The organism is Microbacterium sp. Y355 (genome assembly GCF_059445345.1).
The window spans coordinates 603,947-620,492 of the sequence record NZ_JCAIUD010000001.1 but is presented as its reverse complement, the minus strand read 5'-3'; the positions used below and the strand labels follow the sequence as shown (position 1 = coordinate 620,492).

Below are 16,546 nucleotides of genomic sequence, written 5' to 3'. Positions count from 1 at the left end.
CGGAGACCCTGCACTGCCTAACCGCACACCGTCGTCGCGCATGCGCTCCAGGTGGCGTCGGCGACCGCATCGACGACCATCGCAGGCGATCCGCGAGTTGCGCTTTGTGAACACGGCAAAGCATCTCGCGCCCCAGGAGGGAGCTCCCATGAGTCGGCGTAATTGCTGCGACCTAGGTGCTGTTCTGCGGCGTTCATCCTCTCGCCTAGAGTGCCCCTACCGCCAGCACTGCGTTGAGTATTCTTCTGCGCCACAAGAAGGACATCGTCTCAGTACGCCTTCGGGAACCCTCAAGCATAATGACTACCTTCCAGGCCACCTCCCGAGCAAGCCAGATCAGATGATGCTCCCATCCGTGCAACAGACCCCCTCTGTTCGATGCGACACTTCGCGACGAGGCATTCGTGTCCACAGAATCAGACGCAACCGCGCATACAGTCCGTATGACAACATTCGATCTTCCTGAATCCATCGCTGATATCGTCGCCGGCATCGAAAAGGACCTTAACTCCTTCCCCGCACTCATGACTGTCGAACAGGCAGCGGAGGCCCTCGGTACTACCGAGCGTGTCGTGGCTGAGGCGAACCGCCGTGGAGAGTTCCTCACGATAAAAGTTGGTCGCAGTTGGCGCTACCCGAGAGCATCCCTACTCACCTGGTACGTCTCCAAGCTCGCTGAGCGTGAGGAGACGTTGAGCGCTGGGCGAAACACTGTGCGCGGTGACGGCGGTATCAATTTCAGCACGGGACGATCCGTCGCGGCCAGCAACCGCCAGACGCATCAGTTCTTAGATCAGAATGTTGGAAACGACCAGAACGGTTAGCACACCAAGCGCATCAGCTCCACGACGTAACTAGCCCACGGGATTAATCCCGTGGGCTAGCTGTTTTTTCTGGTAGATTTCTACTAGCATTTGCTAGTAACAAGCGCGGTGTCGCTGTCGCTTCTAGATCGTGTTGTTTGATGTTGTTTCACCAACATTCTTCGCGTGACTAGGTGTTTAAATACGCAGATTCACGTAACTACCTGCAATTTAATCGAAGATATCGTCTATAAATGTAACTTTAAGTAGCCTGCAATGGTGGTTTCGAGTCCCACCGCCGGCACTCGAATCGTAATCAGGACCGTTGAATCGCGGCCAAGGGGCCTCTTCAGCGACCGAACCGCTAATCATGTGAAGCGCGAGCGGTCAACCCCCTGTGTAGGTGCGCACGCTTCGCGTTCGAATGGAACCTCAACCAATCGATCAGCGAGGAGCATGCCATGGTGCAGATTATCGAAACCATCGACGTTGAAGTCCCTGTCAACGTCGCTTACAACCAGTGGACGCAGTTCGAGAGTTTCCCTGAGTTTCTCGATGAAGTGGTCTCCTTGACGCAGTCCGACGACACGCACACGCACTGGAAGGTCAACGTCGCCGGCACCGAGCGCGAGTTCGACGCGGAGATCACGGAACAGCATCCGGACGAGCGCGTCGCCTGGACGAGCACCGGTGGCGACACTCATCACGCGGGAGCGGTCACATTTCACAAGCTCACCGACTCTTCTACGCGCGTAACCGTGCAGATCGACTGGGAGCCCGAAGGGCTGCTCGAAAAGGTGGGTTCGCTGGTGGGCGCTGGTTCGCATGTTGTGAAGAAGGATCTAAAGAACTTCAAGGAGTTCATCGAGAGCCGCGGGCATGAAACGGGTGCGTGGCGTGAGGACGTTGACGCCTGACGTAGACCTCGCCGATGAAACGTTCCCTTCTTCTTCCCAGCCGCCAGAGCCGGTGAAGAAGAAGGGAACGTCGATGAACGGCGTGAGCCGCCTCACTGTCACCATTGTCATTCCAGTGAAGGACGACCGCGACGAGCTAGCAGGATGCCTAACGGCCCTTTGCTCGCAAACGCGACCCGCCGACGAGATCATCGTGGTGGACAACGGATCATCGGACGGGTCGGCTCACGCGGCATCGGAGGCGGGTGCGACGGTCATTGGATGCTCGGAACCGGGCATCCCTGCAGCGAGTTCTCTCGGTTATGACCGGGCGACCGGCGACCTCATACTTCGGCTCGACGCTGATTGTGTGGCGCCGCCATCGTGGATTGCGAATGTCGAAGAGGCATTCATCGATCACCCTGACGTGGCGGCATTCACCGGAGGTGCACGTTTTATCGACGGGCCTCTCTTGTTTCGTGCGGGTTTGGCGCGACTCTATCTCGTCGCATATGCGCTGGCCACGGCACCGGCATTGGGGCATCGTCCGGTGTTCGGGTCGAACTTCGCCATGCGCAGAGAAGCCTGGCAACAGATCAGCTCGGGAGTGCATCGTCACGATCCGGAAGTGCACGATGACCTCGACTTGGCGTTCCACATCGGGGAGCATCATCGAGTCGGTCGTCTGCGTGGCGAGGCGATGGGCATCTCGATGCGACCGTTCCGCAGTGCACGATCATTCCGCCGCCGTATGAATCGCGGCTTCCGCACAGTCGTGATGCATTGGCCACGTGACTTCCCGCCTTGGAGGTGGTGGCGACTGGTCGTGCGCGGCGCCCCGGTGCGCTCGATCCGACGGAGATTCCCTCGATAACATCATCCCTGCGTGCCCTGTCATGATGAGTATCATTCGCGTAGGGTGCGAACATGGCAACGTCACCTCAGACCTCTGACCGCGTTAGGCAAGTCACCGTCTTTGTTCTTGCTCTCGTGGCTATTTCCGGTGCCTTCCTCGGTTCCGGTGCACTGGGCGGTACACCAATTCAAGATGCCGCAGGCGGTGCGCTGGCTTCTGATTCGACGCTGATCGCTCCAGCTGGTCCCGCGTTCAGCATTTGGTCGGCCATCTATCTCGGGCTCATTGCGTATGCCGTGTGGCAGTTGTTCCCCAGCCAGGGTGCGCGAGCAGTGCATCGTCGAGTCGGTTATCTCATCGCGCTGTCTATGCTGCTCAATGCCGCATGGATCGGAGTCGTGCAGTTTGGCCAAGTCGGACTGTCCGTACTTGTCATCGTTGTCCTCCTTGCCGTTCTGGGCGTCACATTTCACCTGTTGCAACGTACGCCACGGAATGCCTCTTCCAAGGCCGCAGCCATCGTCGAGTCCGTTGTTCTTGATGGCACGATCGGGTTGTACTTGGGGTGGGTGACAATCGCGACGGCAGCGAACGTGGCCGCATGGCTAACCGACTTGGGGTTCCGCGGCTTCGAAATAGAACCCGACGCCTGGGGTGTGGCGATTGTTGTTGTTGCCGCGCTGCTCGGTGTCGCCACCGCAGTATTCAGTCGCGGACGCCTGACCCCAGCAATCGCCCTGGCATGGGGGTTGGGCTGGCTTGCGGTCGCTCGTCTGAGCGACGAACCAGAATCACAGTTGGTGGGAGTAGTCGCCGTGGTTGCTGCGGGTGTGGTTATCGTCACTGCGGTTGTCCGACGGATCGTCGCTCAACGGGCGTATGCGTCATGAATCGCCGGTCCGATGAGCGGGCAGAGTTCTGCATCGCTCGATCCAAAGTTGTGATGATGGCGTGATCCATGCGTCCGCCAAGGGCTGACCATGGGAAGTTTGAGTCGCGCTCATGACCCGGTCGACGCGAGGGAGTTCTCATACAGAGCTGAGAGGCTCCCCCGTCCTCTGCGGCGAGCGGTACGTTGCCTCCCCGCTCCTGTCCCCTCAATCGCGATCCGACTAAGAAACTCATCCACGCAACCGTCAGCGCCCTGCACTCGGATATACGGCGCGATCACGCGCCGCAATGACGAGAGCGTGGACGCAAACCCGGTGTGCGCATCTGTCAGAGGGTCGTAGACCCCGTTCGTGATTCCATATCTTGACGCGTGCCACAGCTCGGAATCAAGCACATGCGTGCGCACCGGCGTCGGCCGGCGCGACGAATCAGCGGATGCATGGGCGAGAGCCCTCAGTATTGATGCCATGGCCAACGCGGATGCGGTGTCCAGTTGAGTGTCACAGATACGGATCTCCACCGTGGGAAAACGAGCAGACAGCCTGACACCCCAACCGTTGCTGCTGTACGCGGTCGTTGCACCAACGCCCAGCAACCGCGTACACAGTGACTCATATTCTTCGAAGTCATGAAAGAACGGGGGCGTCCCAAAAGTCGTCCAGCGGCGCATCTGAATTGATCGCCAACTGTGGTGCCCCGTATCCTCGCCAGCCCAGAAAGGTGAGTTCGAAGATAGCGCAACCAGCATCGGGAGCCACGGACGAAGACCGTTGACCACTTGCACGCCCTCGTCCCCGCTGGACACCCCGACATGCACATGCATCCCATTGACCAGATGTTCCCCAGCAAGCATTCCAACATCGTGCGCGATGCGCTCATAACGTTCTGACGGAAACCTTGGCAGTTCCTGCGGAGTTTCATATGGCGTTCCACTGCCGATTGCGATCAGATCATGCTTTTTAGCCCATGCTTTCAACTCGACGCGAAAACCATGTAACTCGTCTCTTGCTTCATCGAGGCTCTGGCACACGTTGGTGGCGTATTCGACTTGAGACGACAAGAACTCGTTCGTGACCTCGCCACGGTGAGGGAGCGCCCCGAGCTCAACGACAGCTTCGCTGGCAAGATCGACCGGCGCAAGTGTCTGTGAGTGCACGAGGATGAACTCCTCTTCAATCCCGAAGGTGTTCAGCATGTGAGGACCTCGCACGAGCCTGCCCTTGATCTCACGAACCACGGATTAGGCATCGCGCTCCCTTGTTTCACGCAAAGACTGACGCTTTCCGTTTGCGCGTGCGAGGGGGTTGACAGTTCAGGAGTTCCCCTCCGATTGGCGTCCACGCGGATAGGGCCACAACGCATGGTTGACCATCTTTGGAACATTCCTCTGCCGGCCTATTCACACCTCGCCAAATCCACCAGGATGGGTGACATGGCAGACGGATACAACCCTGAGTTCCTGACGACGCCGCTCCCTCTCCCCCACCCCGCACGCGATGTGCGAACGCTCCCCTACCCGCGGTTTTCCGTGCTGCTGGATGTGGAGCGCAAGCTCGCCGCAGTCACAGCCGTGAACATCGACGGTGCGACCCTGCGCGAAGTACCCCGCACGGGCGATTGGCGCCTCGATTCCCGAGTCGACGATGAGGAACAAACCGGTCCCGATGTCTATGCGCGAAATGAGCTCGACCGTGGGCATCTGGTGCGCAGACGCGACCCCGGCTGGGGAACCGCCGACGAAGCACGCGAAGCGACAGAGGCAACCTTCTTCTACCCGAATGCTGCGCCTCAAGCGGCCGGATTCAATCAGTCAAAAGAACTGTGGCTCGGCCTCGAAGACCACGTCCTCGCCTACGCAGAGGCAACCGACCAACGCCTTTCTGTCTTCACTGCCCCGGTACTCCAGGACGACGATCCGGCCTATCGCGGCATCCAGATCCCTCGTCACTTTTGGAAGATCGCCGCTTGGCAGGGGCCAAATGGTCTCCAAGCAGCAGGATTCCTTCTCGATCAGTCCGAGCTCATTATCATCCGTGACGAACTACGGGCGGCGCCACCATTAGCGGCGTTCCGCACTTTTCAGGTTCCGGTCGTGGCTATCGCTGACATCACCGGCATCGACCTCGGGCCTCTGCCAGACGCAGACGTACTTCCCGAACAAACCGTGCGCACTCGAACATGGAAAGCCCTAGAGACAGCTCGCGAGATCGTCCTCTAAAAGCACGGAAGCACAGGTGCCCTAGCGCGTTGCGGCGGCCAGTGCCGCGCGGATCGCGTGTTCACCAACCGGCTGGCCGTGAACGTCAGAGGACGATGCGTAGGGGGTCCCCCACACCGGCGTGCCCGTCGCCTGCCGCCAGCTTTCGGCCAGCGGGCCTGCGTCCACCACGCTGTACCCAATGGAGTCGATGAATTCGGTCACGGCCGCCTTCGCCGGCGCAGAGTCGCTAGCGACCGGCAGGTAAGAGCGGTCGGCCGCATCTGCTCGGCGCGCGAGCGACAGCAGGTGAGTGAAGGAGATGTTGTTGAACGCCTTCACGAGCACGGCGCCCGGGATGTACCGCTGCAGTAGCTCGGTCGAGGTGAGCGATGTGCCGTCCAGCTCGAGGATGTGCCCGTCACGCTCAGGGCCGTAGTTGGTCGTGTCGATGACCGTCTTTCCCGCCAGTGACGCGGCGGGCAAGTAAGAAAATGCGTTGACCGGCACCGAGACCACCACAATGTCACCTGCCGCGGCGGCCTCCGCGCTCGTTGCCGCGGATGCCTGCGGCCCCAGTTCCGCGACCGTGTCCAGCAGAGTTTCGGGACCGCGCGAGTTGCTGAGCACCACCTGATGCCCGGCATCGGCGGCGAGGCGCGCGATCGTACTGCCGATGTATCCGCTTCCGATAATTCCCACAGTCGTCATATTCTTGGCGTCCCTCCAAAAGAGCCATATTCTCGCCATTTGTCGGATCCGTTGCGATCCAGGGTCCCGGGCCTCAGCTTGCGCGAAAGTAGTGGCCGTTGCCCATGTCGTCGAGCAGTCTGGGCTGGGCGGGCTCCCAGCCGAGCAATCGGCGGGTAATGAGATTGGATGCCGGGTAGCTCTTCGTGACGATGTTCGCGAGGAACCCGAAGTGTGCCGGGACCATCAATTCGTCTGCGGGAACGCTCACCGCGGGCAGGCCCAGACGATTGCCGATGGCCTCGGCGATTTCGCGGAACGGGGTTCCCCCATCCTCAACCGCGTGCCAGTACTTGCCTGCGGCCCCTTTTTCCAGCGCCAGGCGGAACAAGGACGCGACGTCTCGGGCATGCACAGCGTTCCACAGGTTCGAGCCGTCTCCGACGTAGCCGGAGAAACCCTTCTCCTTCGCTAGCGCAAACAGCATGGGGAGGAACCCGGCATCGGTCGTGCTGTGCGCGATGTTGGCGATCCGCACGACCGAAGACCGCACTCCCCGATCGGCGAGGCCGATGATGGAGGCCTCCACAACGTTGCGGGCCCGGAGGGTGCCGCTGTGGTCATTGCGGACGGGAAGCGCCGGGTCGTCCTCTGTGGCTGGCCTGCCCAGCTGCCCGGGTGAGCCGATGCTCCCCGCCCCCACCAGCGGCTTTCCGGTTCCTGCAAGGGCGTCGCCGTAGGCGAGCATGATCGGGACCTCAGCGGCAGCCACCGCGTCCATCCCGCCCAACGGAAGCAGGTCTTGCCTGTGTGCGACGTGAATGACGCCGTCGGAGTTGGCGGCTGCCTCCTTGAGCCCGTCCAGGTCCTGGAGATCGCCGCGGCGCACGTTTGCGCCGAACCCGGACAGCACCGCCGCAGCGATATCGGACCGGGCCAGGCCGGTGACCTCGTGCCCGGCGGCGACAAGCTCGGGAATGATGTAGGAACCGGAATGGCCGGTCCCGCCGGTGACGAAAACGCGCATGAGGGTGCTCCTTGTGAGTGATGTGGCGAACCGGATGGTGGTGCGCGTACTCCCAGATAAGAGTGCTGACACCGATGGATAGGGTCGTGTGCTTGACGGGTGAGCGAGGGAGCTCACCGATGCTCAGTCGGAGAAGTTGACGCCGAGAGAGAGGTTGAAGTTCCCCACGCCGTGGCGGGCCAGGCCCATCATCAACGGCCCGACCGCTTCCAGCCAGCGGGCCATCTCCAGGCCGCCGACATCGAGCGGACGCAGTCCGAGACTCTGGATGAACGCCGAAACACTGGCCTTGGCCTCCGCATCATCTCCGGCGAAGAACACGTCCAACGCGGTCTCTTGGGCAAGGACGTGACCGAAGACAGTGTTGAACGCCTTCACGACGTGCGCGCTCGCCGGAACCGCTTTGGCAATCTCCTGCGCACCGGATGTGCCGGCCGGTGTGACCAGCCCGGTGGCGTCGGCGTTAAAGGTGTTGGTGATGTCAATGATGACCTTGCCGTCCAGTGCATCCCCGTAATGGGCGATGACCTGCACGGCGTTCATATATGGCACGGCGAGGACGACGATATCGCCAGCAGGGACGGCGCCGATCGCCCCTGCCGTGGCCCCGCCGCCGAGCTTCGCGGCCAGTCGCCTGGCCTTGCCCGCACCGCGGGCGATCAGCTCGACATCGTTGCCGCCTGCAACCGCGCGACCCGCTATCGCGCGGGCTATGCCCCCGAGACCGATGAAACTGATGCTGCTCATGGACGAGTACTCTCTTTCTCTAATGGCTTCGCACGGTCACGGCAGACGCTACTGGCGCGATCCGATCTCGGTAATCGGCGCGCTGCGCATCGCAGCCCGCGTCGCAACAGCGAGCGAGATCAGGCCGATGACGCTCAAAGAGCCGACGATCGCCGCGCTCTCAATCGGCGAGATACTCGGCAGTAGCTGACCCGAAATGCCGAAACTGATCCCGATCAACGGGGGTGCGGCCACCAGTACTCCGAGCACTGCGGCGAGCACCACGACCATCATGGACTCGGTGCGCATCATGGCCCGCACCTGCCTGCGCGTGGATCCGACCAACTGCATCAGCGCGAACTCACGCCGACGCTCTCCCGTTGCCATCACCAGCGTGTTCACCACGGCGATGGCGATGTAGCCGAGGATCACGGCCAGCGCGATCAGGTTGACGAGCGAGTTCGCAGAGCGTGCGCTGTCGCCCGCCGCGCGCAGCTCGCTGCGATTGACCACGGTAAAGCCGGCCGCATCCAGTGCCTCCTGCGCGTGCGCCTGCTGCCCCGGATCCGTGCCCACGAGCACATAGTTACTGAGGCCGGTCGTCGTGTGAGCGAGCAGCGCAGGATTCGCCATCGTCACATCGCCGAAGCCCAATCCTCGGGTGTAGATAGCAACCACGGTCGAGGTGTCTTCCGTTCCGTCGCCGAGATGCCCGCTGATTGTGTCGCCGATGCCCACGCCCGCCGCTTGTGCCGCGTCAGAACTCAACGCGACAGTTTGCGCAGCGCTCAAAGAATCGAGTGTGCCCGCCACTACGCCCAAGTCCATTGTTGCGGCCGTTGCTGCGGGATCGATCCCCTGCACCGGGTACTGGTCGGATGTTGGATCGCCGAGTTGAACGAAGCTGTAGATTATCTGGCTCAGTGCCACCGGGTTCGCCACGCTGACGCCCGACGTCTGGGCTATGGATGCTACGGCGTCCGCGGAGAGTCCGGATGCTCCGCCCGTAACCATCAGGTCGGCTGTCACCCCGGCCTGCGACTGTGTAGTTGCTTCGGCTGCGACAATCGACTGCGTCCCGACCTGTACGAGGCCGAGGCCGATACCGAGAGCCAGCGGAACGATCGCTGCAGCCAGTCGACGCGAGTTGCTGCGCGCATTCGTTGCTGCGAGGAACGCTGAAGGCGATTTCACGTGCCGTAGCGGCCCACCGAATACTGTGATCGCGCCGCGCACCAGGAGTGGCCCGAGCAGGCCGACGGCAACGATGAGGAATATAGCGGCTGCGGCCGGCCCCGCGACCGCGATCGTACCGGGGACGAACAGCGGAATGGCCGACGCGAGCAGGCCGATGACCCCGAGCACTACGCCAGTGATCGTGCGACCACGCCCCACACGAGACGGCGTGGTAGATGCCTCCTGCAATGCTTCGATCGGGTTGATGCGCGCGGGGCGCCGCGCAGCGACCGCGGCAGCGAGTTGGGACGCCGCGACCATGACCACGACGGCGATGAGCGCCGGAATCGGGCCGAACGTGAGCGCGAAGTCCTGCGGAATCACCCCGGCCTGTGCGAAGCCAAATCGCATCACGACGGCCAGTAGGAAACCGGGAATCACTCCGATGAGTGCGCCGGCGCCTGCGACCAGGAGCACTTCCTGTGCGACGATTCGATGGATCTGCAGGGGTGTCGACCCGATGGCTCGCATCAACGCGAAGTCTCGCCGACGCCGCTGGATAGACAGCGACAGCGTGCTGGCGACAACAAACAGAGCGATCAGGATGGCCGTGCCGGCGAACGACGATCCGATCGCTACAAGTGTTCCTCGGGCGGCACCGGCGTCAAGAAACTCGGCGGCGCCGCGCTCGTACCCCGTATATGTGACAGCGTCAGGCAGCTGCGCGCGAATCTCATCCGCCAGATCGCTCGGCGACACTCCGTCGCGCGCGATTACTCCGACGACGTCGGCCGCACCGCCGTGCGGCGCCAGAGCGGATGCCGCAGCATCCGTCAGGAACACGTGCTCGGCACGAGTGGGTTGATCGCCCGAAGTGGCGGCGGCGATCCCGACGACGCGATACTCACCGTCAACGCCGCCGTGGGCGAGCGCGATGGTCTCGCCAAGTTCCGTGCGCGACGCCAGGTTGCTGTCAACGACTATCTCGTTCGCTGCACGAGGGGCGTGCCCGTCGCTGATCTCATACGGGGTGAGCGCCGCAGAACTCCAACCGTGGGCTTCGATCTGCGAACCGTCCCAGGACAGTGGAACGGTCGTGTCCGTGATGACGCTCGCCGTATCCGGAAGCGTTCGAATTGCGCCCTGCCCATCGGCGGGAAGCGGCACGCGCTCGGGAAGCGAGTATGTTGCATTTTCCGGGGTCTCAAACGACTGATTTCCGCCCACGATGACGTCGGCGGCGGCGTAACGTTCGGGTTCGACCCCGCCGCGTGAGCCGGACTCGATCAGAACACCGAGCCCGGTAGCGAGCATGGTCGCGGTAAGGACCGCCACGAAAACGCCCATGAGCGTGCCCTTGTTCTGACGGATTCCCGCCCGGATGAGGGTGTTCACCATTTCCCCAATTCAGTCATGCGATCGACGATCTGCTGTGTAGTTGCGCCGTCCTCGTATCCGACGAATGCGCCGTCGGCAAGAAAGATGACGCGATCGGCGCGGGATGCGACCGCGGGGTCGTGGGTCACCATGATGACGGTCTGGTTCAGCTCGCGTGTCATCTGCGCCAGCAACTCGAGCACCTGTCTGCCGGTTCGCGAGTCGAGCGCGCCCGTCGGCTCGTCGGCGAAGACAGCATCCGGGCGCGTGATCAACGCACGCGCAATCGCAACCCGTTGTTGCTGACCGCCGGACAGCTCTGCTGGTCGTCGCTGTCGAAGGTCCTCCAGACCGACCGAGCGGATGATGCGGTCGAGCCAGTCACTTTCCACGCGCGTGCCTGCCAAAAGCAATGGCAGGGTCACGTTCTGCTCGACTGTCAGGGCCGGAAGCAGGTTGTAGGCCTGGAAGACGAACCCGACATGCTTACGCCGGAACTTCGCGAGCTTGTTAGCCCGCATCCGTGAGATGTCGGTGTCGCCGATCCAGACGGAGCCACTCGTCGGAGTGTCGAGTCCGGCCGCCGTGTGCAGAAATGTGCTCTTTCCCGAACCGGACGGCCCCATGATGGCGGTGAACGTTCCCCGCTCCAGGGAGAGATCGATGCCCCGCAGAGCTCTCACTGCCGATGGGCCGGTGCCGTATTGCTTAACGACCGCCTCAAGCCGCACGGCTTGACCCGCCGCAGTAGTCGATCGTGTGGACGCCTGAGCCTTGCCCGAGCCGAAGGTGCCGATGTTGGTCATGACGTGTGTTCCCTTGTTGTGTATGGATCAGCTAGCCGTGCGGGCGTTGCCCAAAGTGAGGCACCCCTCCGCTTATTAGTTGAACCGGAGGGGTGCCTCACGTATTCCAGGCAATGGCGATTCCCACAACACCGATATTCTTGAGAGCAGCACGCGGCGGAACATGCTCGGTCGACCGAGCAGGACATAGAGGAGTCAACACGCAATGGGAAAGCTCATTTACGATGGTGGCGTCAAGGTCGAGATTGAGGATCGGGCGCTCACTCATCTGCAACTCGTTATCAGCGCCAAGCTTCGCCGGGGCGAGCCGTTCGCGTTCAGCTGGCGCGAGGATGCGAGTGTCGGTGGCGGGCGGACCACAATCTGGGTCCACCCCGGTAGCTCACTCGTCTACAAGTACTACGGCGGTCGCCAGCCGTCCATCAATCGCGCGTGGGTTGATGCGCTGGCATTCACTGCCAACGCACCGACTGGCCTTTACCTCGTTCCCGAACCTGCCGAGGCTGGAGGCGAGCCGGCGACGGGCGAGGAATCTGCCCCTTCTGCGCGTTGATCGGCGCCCAGGTATAGAGCCACCTCCGTGATGGAATCTATTCCTGTCACTGTCACCCATCCCGCGTGCAGGAGCGCGGCATCACTGCCGTCTTCTGCGACGTGCGGGAGTTCTTCTACGGCTAGACGGACATAGCGGTCGGCGCTTTTTGTCAGCGCCATCTGTACGATGCCGAACGGAGCCAGGGACGCCTCACGAACGCCTCGATTGTGAGGGCTATTCGGCACGTTGACGTTAATTGTGGTCCCACGTGGATGCGACGTGAGCGTGGGCAGCAGCGTTACGACGGCGTCGGATGCGGCATCCCAATGGTAGGAATCGGGACGCATGCCGACGTCCAGCGAGACAGCGAGCGCCCATGCACCGTTGAGCGCACCGGTCAGCGCAGCCCCGACCGTACCGGAGTGCAGGATCGCGCGTCCCACGTTTGCACCATGATTGACCCCGGAAAGCACAATGTCCGGGGCCTCACCGAATGCACCGCGCGCCGCGATAAGGGCGATGAGCCCGGGCCCGCCGTGTACAGCGAACGCCGGTGTGTCTGCCATCTCGGGGAACGAATGTCGTTCGACGGCAATACGTCCGTCCGATTCTGTGGCCATAATCGACGCGCTTGAGCCGCTGGATTGCGTCGCAGGAGCGGCGATAGTGACGTCGAGTCCTGCACCACGCGCAGCGCGAGCGAGTGACTGGAGGCCGGGCGCATCAAGACCGTCATCGTTGGTCACGAGCACGCGGGTCATGGCGCGTCCTCCACGTCGGTCAATGCGGCAAGCCCGTCCGGGCTCACGCGACTCCCATCGGTCGATGCGTCGCCGCCATCGGCGAGCCCACGGACGCTGACCCGGTCACGCAGACGGATGATGGACTCAGCGTCACCGGTGCCCAGCCCATGGCGTGTGACGTTGAGGGCTCCGGCGGCCGCGCCTAGACCGATGGCCTCGCGGATGCTTTCTCCTCGGACGATTCCTGCCGCAACGCCTGCGGTCAGCGAGTCCCCGGCCCCGCGAGTCTCCTTCTCTTCGAAACGCGGTAGCGACACATCGATGAGCCCCTCATCGTCGAGTAGCAGCAGTGGTTCAGAGGAGCGGGTCACGATGACTGCGCGCGCGCCCTGTTCATGAAGCGTGTGCATCGCCCTGGCGAGGGAGTGTACGGATACCTCCTCGATGAGGCCATCTGCTCGCAGTTCTTCGTGGCTGACCTTCAGCACATCGACACCGCCATCCACAACTGCCTGAAGCCGTTCTCCTGCCAGGTCGGCAATAACAGTGCATCCGTCCCGGCGAAGATCGATCGCGAGGCGGCGGTACATGTCAGCAGGAACTGTCGTGCTCCCCGCCGGACCGCTCAGGATGACAACCCGACTTTGGGCGCTGCTGTTCAGAACCGCACCGTACAGGTCGTCGAGTTCGTGCCGCCCAATCGGATCGCCCTCTTCTTCCGCGACAATGAGACGCTTTCCGTCTCGCCGGTCATGCACATACGCGGATCCTCGTCCCTGTCTTCCGACCGAGACCACGGTGATGCCTTCATCCTCGAGGAGATGTTGCAACGCCATGCCGATCTCGCCGGTGAGCACACAGCACATCGTCACAGACACCTGCAGTCGCCTGAGCATCCGTGCCTGCCAAACCCCCTGCCCACCGGCGTGAACATGGATCTCGGAACCCTGAGGGTGATCCTCGACAGTGACGGTGAGGGTTGGGGACGGCGCGAAGATCGTCACGTCACTCATGGCCATTCCTCTCCGTCGGAATGCCAGTGTCGCATTCCGAAGGGGAGAACCTGCCCCCGTTGACAGCGAAGGGACGAGTAGATAGACCTCACATCAACGAAGTGCTTCCGCCCGGTGTGATACTCCAGTTCAGAGCAATTCAGGGGTGTCGATCATCTCGTCGACAAGCATGATGCCACCCGTCGAGTTCGCAGTGTTCATCAATCTCTCAATCCATTGCGTGTTCAACTGCGGCGCTACCCTGCCGTCGAACTCAAACCGCAATGGAATCGAGGGGTGGATCCAAATTGTCGAACGTCCTTCCGTATCTCCGTCGGAGTGCACCCAAGAAAGCGTAAAGCTCTCCTGTCGACGCAGCTTCGTCGAGATCACCTTCTTTAGGTGCGTTAACGCACGATCGTCGATGTGGATCGGTTCACCAAGTCCGCCGTAATGAATACTGCCCATGTGTGAAAGGTATCGGGTTTTTTCGGATTACTCAGACCGGATGCATCGTCGCGATCAGCCGATCCATGCTGTCAACCCCCTTGGCTATTGCCTGCGAATAGACGAGTGTGTCATTCACACGAACTCAATGAGGCGATAAGAATGACAATGAACCCCACCCAGACGACTAGCGTCACGGGGGAAAAGCCATTATGACGCTTGTATCCCCGCGCAGTCCGAGCGCGACGACCTGGGAAGTCCTCCCGTTGGGAGAAAACGCCTGGCGTATCTGCGACGGTGCGCACGAACCGACGGACCCCTCACGCCTTGTCGCATACATGGACCGTAGCGAGACCGGCTCACTTGACGTGCTCTGGTTGCGGAGTCCATGTCCGACCCGGTCCCGCTACCGCAACATGGAGGAGCTCCTAGCCGATCTGGATGCAGCGATGGCAGAGGGACAAGTATCTCGATCTGTCAGGCCTCAGGAGATTCCGCACTTTCCACCGGCAGCATGAGGCCTTGCTACGCGCCGCGTTGTGAGGAGCCAATGGTTTTGCGCATGAAGATCTGAGCGGTGCCATCACCCTGGTCGACCCGCTCCGTAACGCGGTAGCCGCATTCCTCGTACAGTCGCACGTTCGCCTCACTCAGGCTTCCGGTAAATAGTTCAGCCTCCGGCGCGTGGGAGTCATGTTCAGCGGCATCGAGCAGGGCTCGGCCGATCCCAGCACCTTGCATATCGGGGGCGATGGCTATACGTCCGACGAGCAGCAAGTCATCGGTTTCCGAAACTCGAATCGCGCCAACGAGGCGCGCACCTTTGCGCGCCACCCAGCCGTTCGCGACTTCGAGCTCGGCACGCAACTGCTCCAGGGTCTGCGTCAACGGAGGCATATCGGCGGTGCCATAGATTAGTGCCTCTGAGACGAATGCCGCGCGCTGGATCGTGAGTATCTCTCCGGCATCCTCTGGCGACACCCGCGAAAGCACGATCTCCGAGTTACTCACCGTTCGCGCTCTTTCGACGTCGGCCCAATTGGGCGAGCGCGTAGAGGCCTATGCCAACGATCAGAAGTGCGGCTCCGAAGAGCCAAACTATCCCCCGCTGCTGCGTCAGGAGCAGGATGCAGGACGCTATCCCGAGGACTGGCACGAATGTCCACACCCGGAAGTGCTTGTGCCCGACAGGGTCCCGGCGCAGGACGAGGACGGACACATTGGCGCTGAGGAACACGAACAATAGGAGGAGCACCACAGTTTCGGCCAAGGTCGTCAGATCGCCTACCAGCGTCAACAGCATGGCTACGACGGTTGTGGCGAGGATCGCGACCCACGGTGTCTTTCGACGTGGGAGCACCAGTGCGAGTGCGTCTGGCAGAAGACCCTGCTCTGCCATTCCGTATGCCAGCCGACTCGCCATGATCATGGTGAGTAACGCACCATTGGCGACAGCAATGAGCGCGATGAGGCTGAACAACCACGACGGTACTCCGATGCCGGTAGCCTCCACGACTGCGAGAAGCGGACCGCTGGATTCCTGAAGCTCGCTGGAAGGTAGTGCCGCCGCGCTCGCGAGCCCCACCAGCACGTAGACCACGCCCGCGGTGAGAAGCGCTGCGAACAATGCTTTCGGATAAGTTCTAGAAGGATTCTTGACCTCCTCGATGACGTTCGCGGAGGTCTCGAAGCCAACAAACGAGTAGTAGGCGATGATCGCGCCCCCCAGCACCGCGACACCCACGCCTGTGCCTTCTGGCGTTTCACCCACCCGCGAGATGTCACCTCCGCCACCGGCGACAAACACACTGACGACCACGATGACAATCACTAGGCCGCTCAGTTCGATTGCCGTCATCACAAGGTTCGCGCCCATCGACTCGCGGATGCCACGTGCGTTGAGCGCGGCGACAACGACGAGAAAGATCATCGCTGCGAGAGTCGGCGGCATCGGGACGAAGGTCTGGAGGTAGTCCCCGGCGAACGCAATTGCGAGACCTGCTGCACTCACCACTCCGGCGGCGAGCATGCTGAAGCCGATGAGGAAGGAGACAATGCGGCTCCGAAACGCGCGCTCCGCGAAGACGGCCGCACCTCCGGCTCGTGGGTACTTGGTGACAAGTTCGGCGTATGATCCCGCCGTGAGTAGGGCGAGTAGCAGTGCCAGAAGGAGCGGTGCCCAGAGCATGCCGCCTACCTGCTCGGACAGCACACCCATGAGCGCATAGATTCCAGCGCCCAGGACGTCGCCCAAGATGAAAGCGAACAGCATTGGTCCTGTGATCGCGCGACGCAGCCGGGACGGCGACTCAGTTTCTGTGGTCATTGCCTAAAAATATCGCCGAACGTGCAAACAGCCTTATCCCTTGACAATCGCCCCGTCC

General features: G+C 61.8%; 17 protein-coding genes. 6 read left to right on the top strand and 11 right to left on the bottom strand.

The genetic code is table 11. From position 1 onward, the window contains the following. Positions 1–443 precede the first annotated feature (443 nt). From AC1C2O_RS03090 to AC1C2O_RS03075, 4 genes are all read left to right on the top strand, one after another. A complete protein-coding gene (locus AC1C2O_RS03090) occupies positions 444–824 on the top strand; it encodes a helix-turn-helix domain-containing protein (protein ID WP_495428985.1) in 381 nt (126 codons plus the stop codon). A 440-nt stretch (positions 825–1,264) separates the two neighbouring features. Next, on the top strand, positions 1,265–1,720 hold the full coding sequence (locus tag AC1C2O_RS03085) for an SRPBCC family protein (RefSeq protein WP_495428984.1): 456 nt from the start codon (positions 1,265–1,267) through the stop codon (positions 1,718–1,720). Further along, positions 1,701–2,573 carry a glycosyltransferase family A protein gene (locus AC1C2O_RS03080; protein WP_495428983.1) on the top strand — a complete coding sequence of 291 codons (873 nt, stop codon included), beginning with the start codon at positions 1,701–1,703 and terminating at the stop codon, positions 2,571–2,573. The genes AC1C2O_RS03085 and AC1C2O_RS03080 overlap by 20 nt, the downstream gene beginning before the upstream one ends. A gap of 53 nt (positions 2,574–2,626) precedes the next feature. After that, complete coding sequence (locus tag AC1C2O_RS03075) at positions 2,627–3,445, top strand: TspO-related membrane protein (RefSeq protein WP_495428982.1); 819 nt, start codon at positions 2,627–2,629, stop codon at positions 3,443–3,445. 110 nt (positions 3,446–3,555) lie between these two features. Here the strand turns inward: AC1C2O_RS03075 and AC1C2O_RS03070 are convergent, their stop codons facing one another. Beyond that, a complete protein-coding gene (locus tag AC1C2O_RS03070) occupies positions 3,556–4,641 on the bottom strand; it encodes a carboxylate-amine ligase (RefSeq protein WP_495428981.1) in 1,086 nt (361 codons plus the stop codon). Between the two features lie 237 nt (positions 4,642–4,878). Between AC1C2O_RS03070 and AC1C2O_RS03065 the strand changes: the two genes are divergently transcribed. Continuing rightward, the gene (locus tag AC1C2O_RS03065) at positions 4,879–5,664 is read left to right on the top strand and encodes a DNA/RNA non-specific endonuclease (RefSeq protein ID WP_495428980.1); all 786 of its coding nucleotides are present in this window, start codon (positions 4,879–4,881) and stop codon (positions 5,662–5,664) included. 21 nt (positions 5,665–5,685) lie between these two features. Here the strand turns inward: AC1C2O_RS03065 and AC1C2O_RS03060 are convergent, their stop codons facing one another. From AC1C2O_RS03060 to AC1C2O_RS03040, 5 genes are all read right to left on the bottom strand, one after another. Then, positions 5,686–6,354: an NADPH-dependent F420 reductase gene (locus AC1C2O_RS03060; RefSeq protein ID WP_495428979.1), complete on the bottom strand. Its 669-nt coding sequence runs from the start codon at positions 6,352–6,354 to the stop codon at positions 5,686–5,688. A gap of 73 nt (positions 6,355–6,427) precedes the next feature. After that, on the bottom strand, positions 6,428–7,360 hold the full coding sequence (locus tag AC1C2O_RS03055) for an SDR family oxidoreductase (RefSeq protein ID WP_495428978.1): 933 nt from the start codon (positions 7,358–7,360) through the stop codon (positions 6,428–6,430). A 123-nt stretch (positions 7,361–7,483) separates the two neighbouring features. Continuing rightward, a complete protein-coding gene (locus AC1C2O_RS03050; RefSeq protein WP_495428977.1) occupies positions 7,484–8,107 on the bottom strand; it encodes an NADPH-dependent F420 reductase in 624 nt (207 codons plus the stop codon). Between the two features lie 48 nt (positions 8,108–8,155). Beyond that, positions 8,156–10,660, bottom strand: a complete 2,505-nt coding sequence (locus AC1C2O_RS03045; protein ID WP_495428976.1) for an FtsX-like permease family protein — start codon at positions 10,658–10,660, stop codon at positions 8,156–8,158. Then, the gene (locus AC1C2O_RS03040) at positions 10,654–11,445 is read right to left on the bottom strand and encodes an ABC transporter ATP-binding protein (protein WP_495428975.1); all 792 of its coding nucleotides are present in this window, start codon (positions 11,443–11,445) and stop codon (positions 10,654–10,656) included. Before AC1C2O_RS03040 ends, AC1C2O_RS03045 begins: the two co-directional genes overlap by 7 nt. A gap of 205 nt (positions 11,446–11,650) precedes the next feature. On the opposite strand from AC1C2O_RS03040, the gene AC1C2O_RS03035 reads away from it, so the two are divergent. Beyond that, entirely contained in the window at positions 11,651–11,998 is a 348-nt protein-coding gene (locus AC1C2O_RS03035; protein ID WP_495428974.1) for a DUF7882 family protein, read from the top strand. Here AC1C2O_RS03035 and surE read toward each other — a convergent pair. From surE to AC1C2O_RS03010, 5 genes are all read right to left on the bottom strand, one after another. Next, positions 11,923–12,741 carry a 5'/3'-nucleotidase SurE gene (gene surE, locus AC1C2O_RS03030; RefSeq protein WP_495428973.1) on the bottom strand — a complete coding sequence of 273 codons (819 nt, stop codon included), beginning with the start codon at positions 12,739–12,741 and terminating at the stop codon, positions 11,923–11,925. The genes AC1C2O_RS03035 and surE overlap by 76 nt on opposite strands. After that, entirely contained in the window at positions 12,738–13,736 is a 999-nt protein-coding gene (locus AC1C2O_RS03025) for a PfkB family carbohydrate kinase (protein ID WP_495428972.1), read from the bottom strand. Before AC1C2O_RS03025 ends, surE begins: the two co-directional genes overlap by 4 nt. A gap of 129 nt (positions 13,737–13,865) precedes the next feature. After that, positions 13,866–14,183: a DUF7882 family protein gene (locus AC1C2O_RS03020; protein ID WP_495428971.1), complete on the bottom strand. Its 318-nt coding sequence runs from the start codon at positions 14,181–14,183 to the stop codon at positions 13,866–13,868. Between the two features lie 504 nt (positions 14,184–14,687). Further along, positions 14,688–15,173: a GNAT family N-acetyltransferase gene (locus AC1C2O_RS03015; protein ID WP_495428970.1), complete on the bottom strand. Its 486-nt coding sequence runs from the start codon at positions 15,171–15,173 to the stop codon at positions 14,688–14,690. After that, the gene (locus AC1C2O_RS03010) at positions 15,166–16,488 is read right to left on the bottom strand and encodes an APC family permease (RefSeq protein WP_495428969.1); all 1,323 of its coding nucleotides are present in this window, start codon (positions 16,486–16,488) and stop codon (positions 15,166–15,168) included. Before AC1C2O_RS03010 ends, AC1C2O_RS03015 begins: the two co-directional genes overlap by 8 nt. Positions 16,489–16,546: the final 58 nt, after the last annotated feature.

Coding starts and splice junctions, on each gene's coding strand:
- AC1C2O_RS03090 (WP_495428985.1), top strand. CDS start 444: ATGACAACATTCGATCTTCCTGAATCCATCGCTGATATCGTCGCCGGC.
- AC1C2O_RS03085 (WP_495428984.1), top strand. CDS start 1,265: ATGGTGCAGATTATCGAAACCATCGACGTTGAAGTCCCTGTCAACGTC.
- AC1C2O_RS03075 (WP_495428982.1), top strand. CDS start 2,627: ATGGCAACGTCACCTCAGACCTCTGACCGCGTTAGGCAAGTCACCGTC.
- AC1C2O_RS03070 (WP_495428981.1), bottom strand. CDS start 4,641: ATGCTGAACACCTTCGGGATTGAAGAGGAGTTCATCCTCGTGCACTCA.
- AC1C2O_RS03065 (WP_495428980.1), top strand. CDS start 4,879: ATGGCAGACGGATACAACCCTGAGTTCCTGACGACGCCGCTCCCTCTC.
- AC1C2O_RS03060 (WP_495428979.1), bottom strand. CDS start 6,354: ATGACGACTGTGGGAATTATCGGAAGCGGATACATCGGCAGTACGATC.
- AC1C2O_RS03055 (WP_495428978.1), bottom strand. CDS start 7,360: ATGCGCGTTTTCGTCACCGGCGGGACCGGCCATTCCGGTTCCTACATC.
- AC1C2O_RS03050 (WP_495428977.1), bottom strand. CDS start 8,107: ATGAGCAGCATCAGTTTCATCGGTCTCGGGGGCATAGCCCGCGCGATA.
- AC1C2O_RS03045 (WP_495428976.1), bottom strand. CDS start 10,660: ATGGTGAACACCCTCATCCGGGCGGGAATCCGTCAGAACAAGGGCACG.
- AC1C2O_RS03040 (WP_495428975.1), bottom strand. CDS start 11,445: ATGACCAACATCGGCACCTTCGGCTCGGGCAAGGCTCAGGCGTCCACA.
- AC1C2O_RS03035 (WP_495428974.1), top strand. CDS start 11,651: ATGGGAAAGCTCATTTACGATGGTGGCGTCAAGGTCGAGATTGAGGAT.
- surE (WP_495428973.1), bottom strand. CDS start 12,741: ATGACCCGCGTGCTCGTGACCAACGATGACGGTCTTGATGCGCCCGGC.
- AC1C2O_RS03025 (WP_495428972.1), bottom strand. CDS start 13,736: ATGAGTGACGTGACGATCTTCGCGCCGTCCCCAACCCTCACCGTCACT.
- AC1C2O_RS03020 (WP_495428971.1), bottom strand. CDS start 14,183: ATGGGCAGTATTCATTACGGCGGACTTGGTGAACCGATCCACATCGAC.
- AC1C2O_RS03010 (WP_495428969.1), bottom strand. CDS start 16,488: ATGACCACAGAAACTGAGTCGCCGTCCCGGCTGCGTCGCGCGATCACA.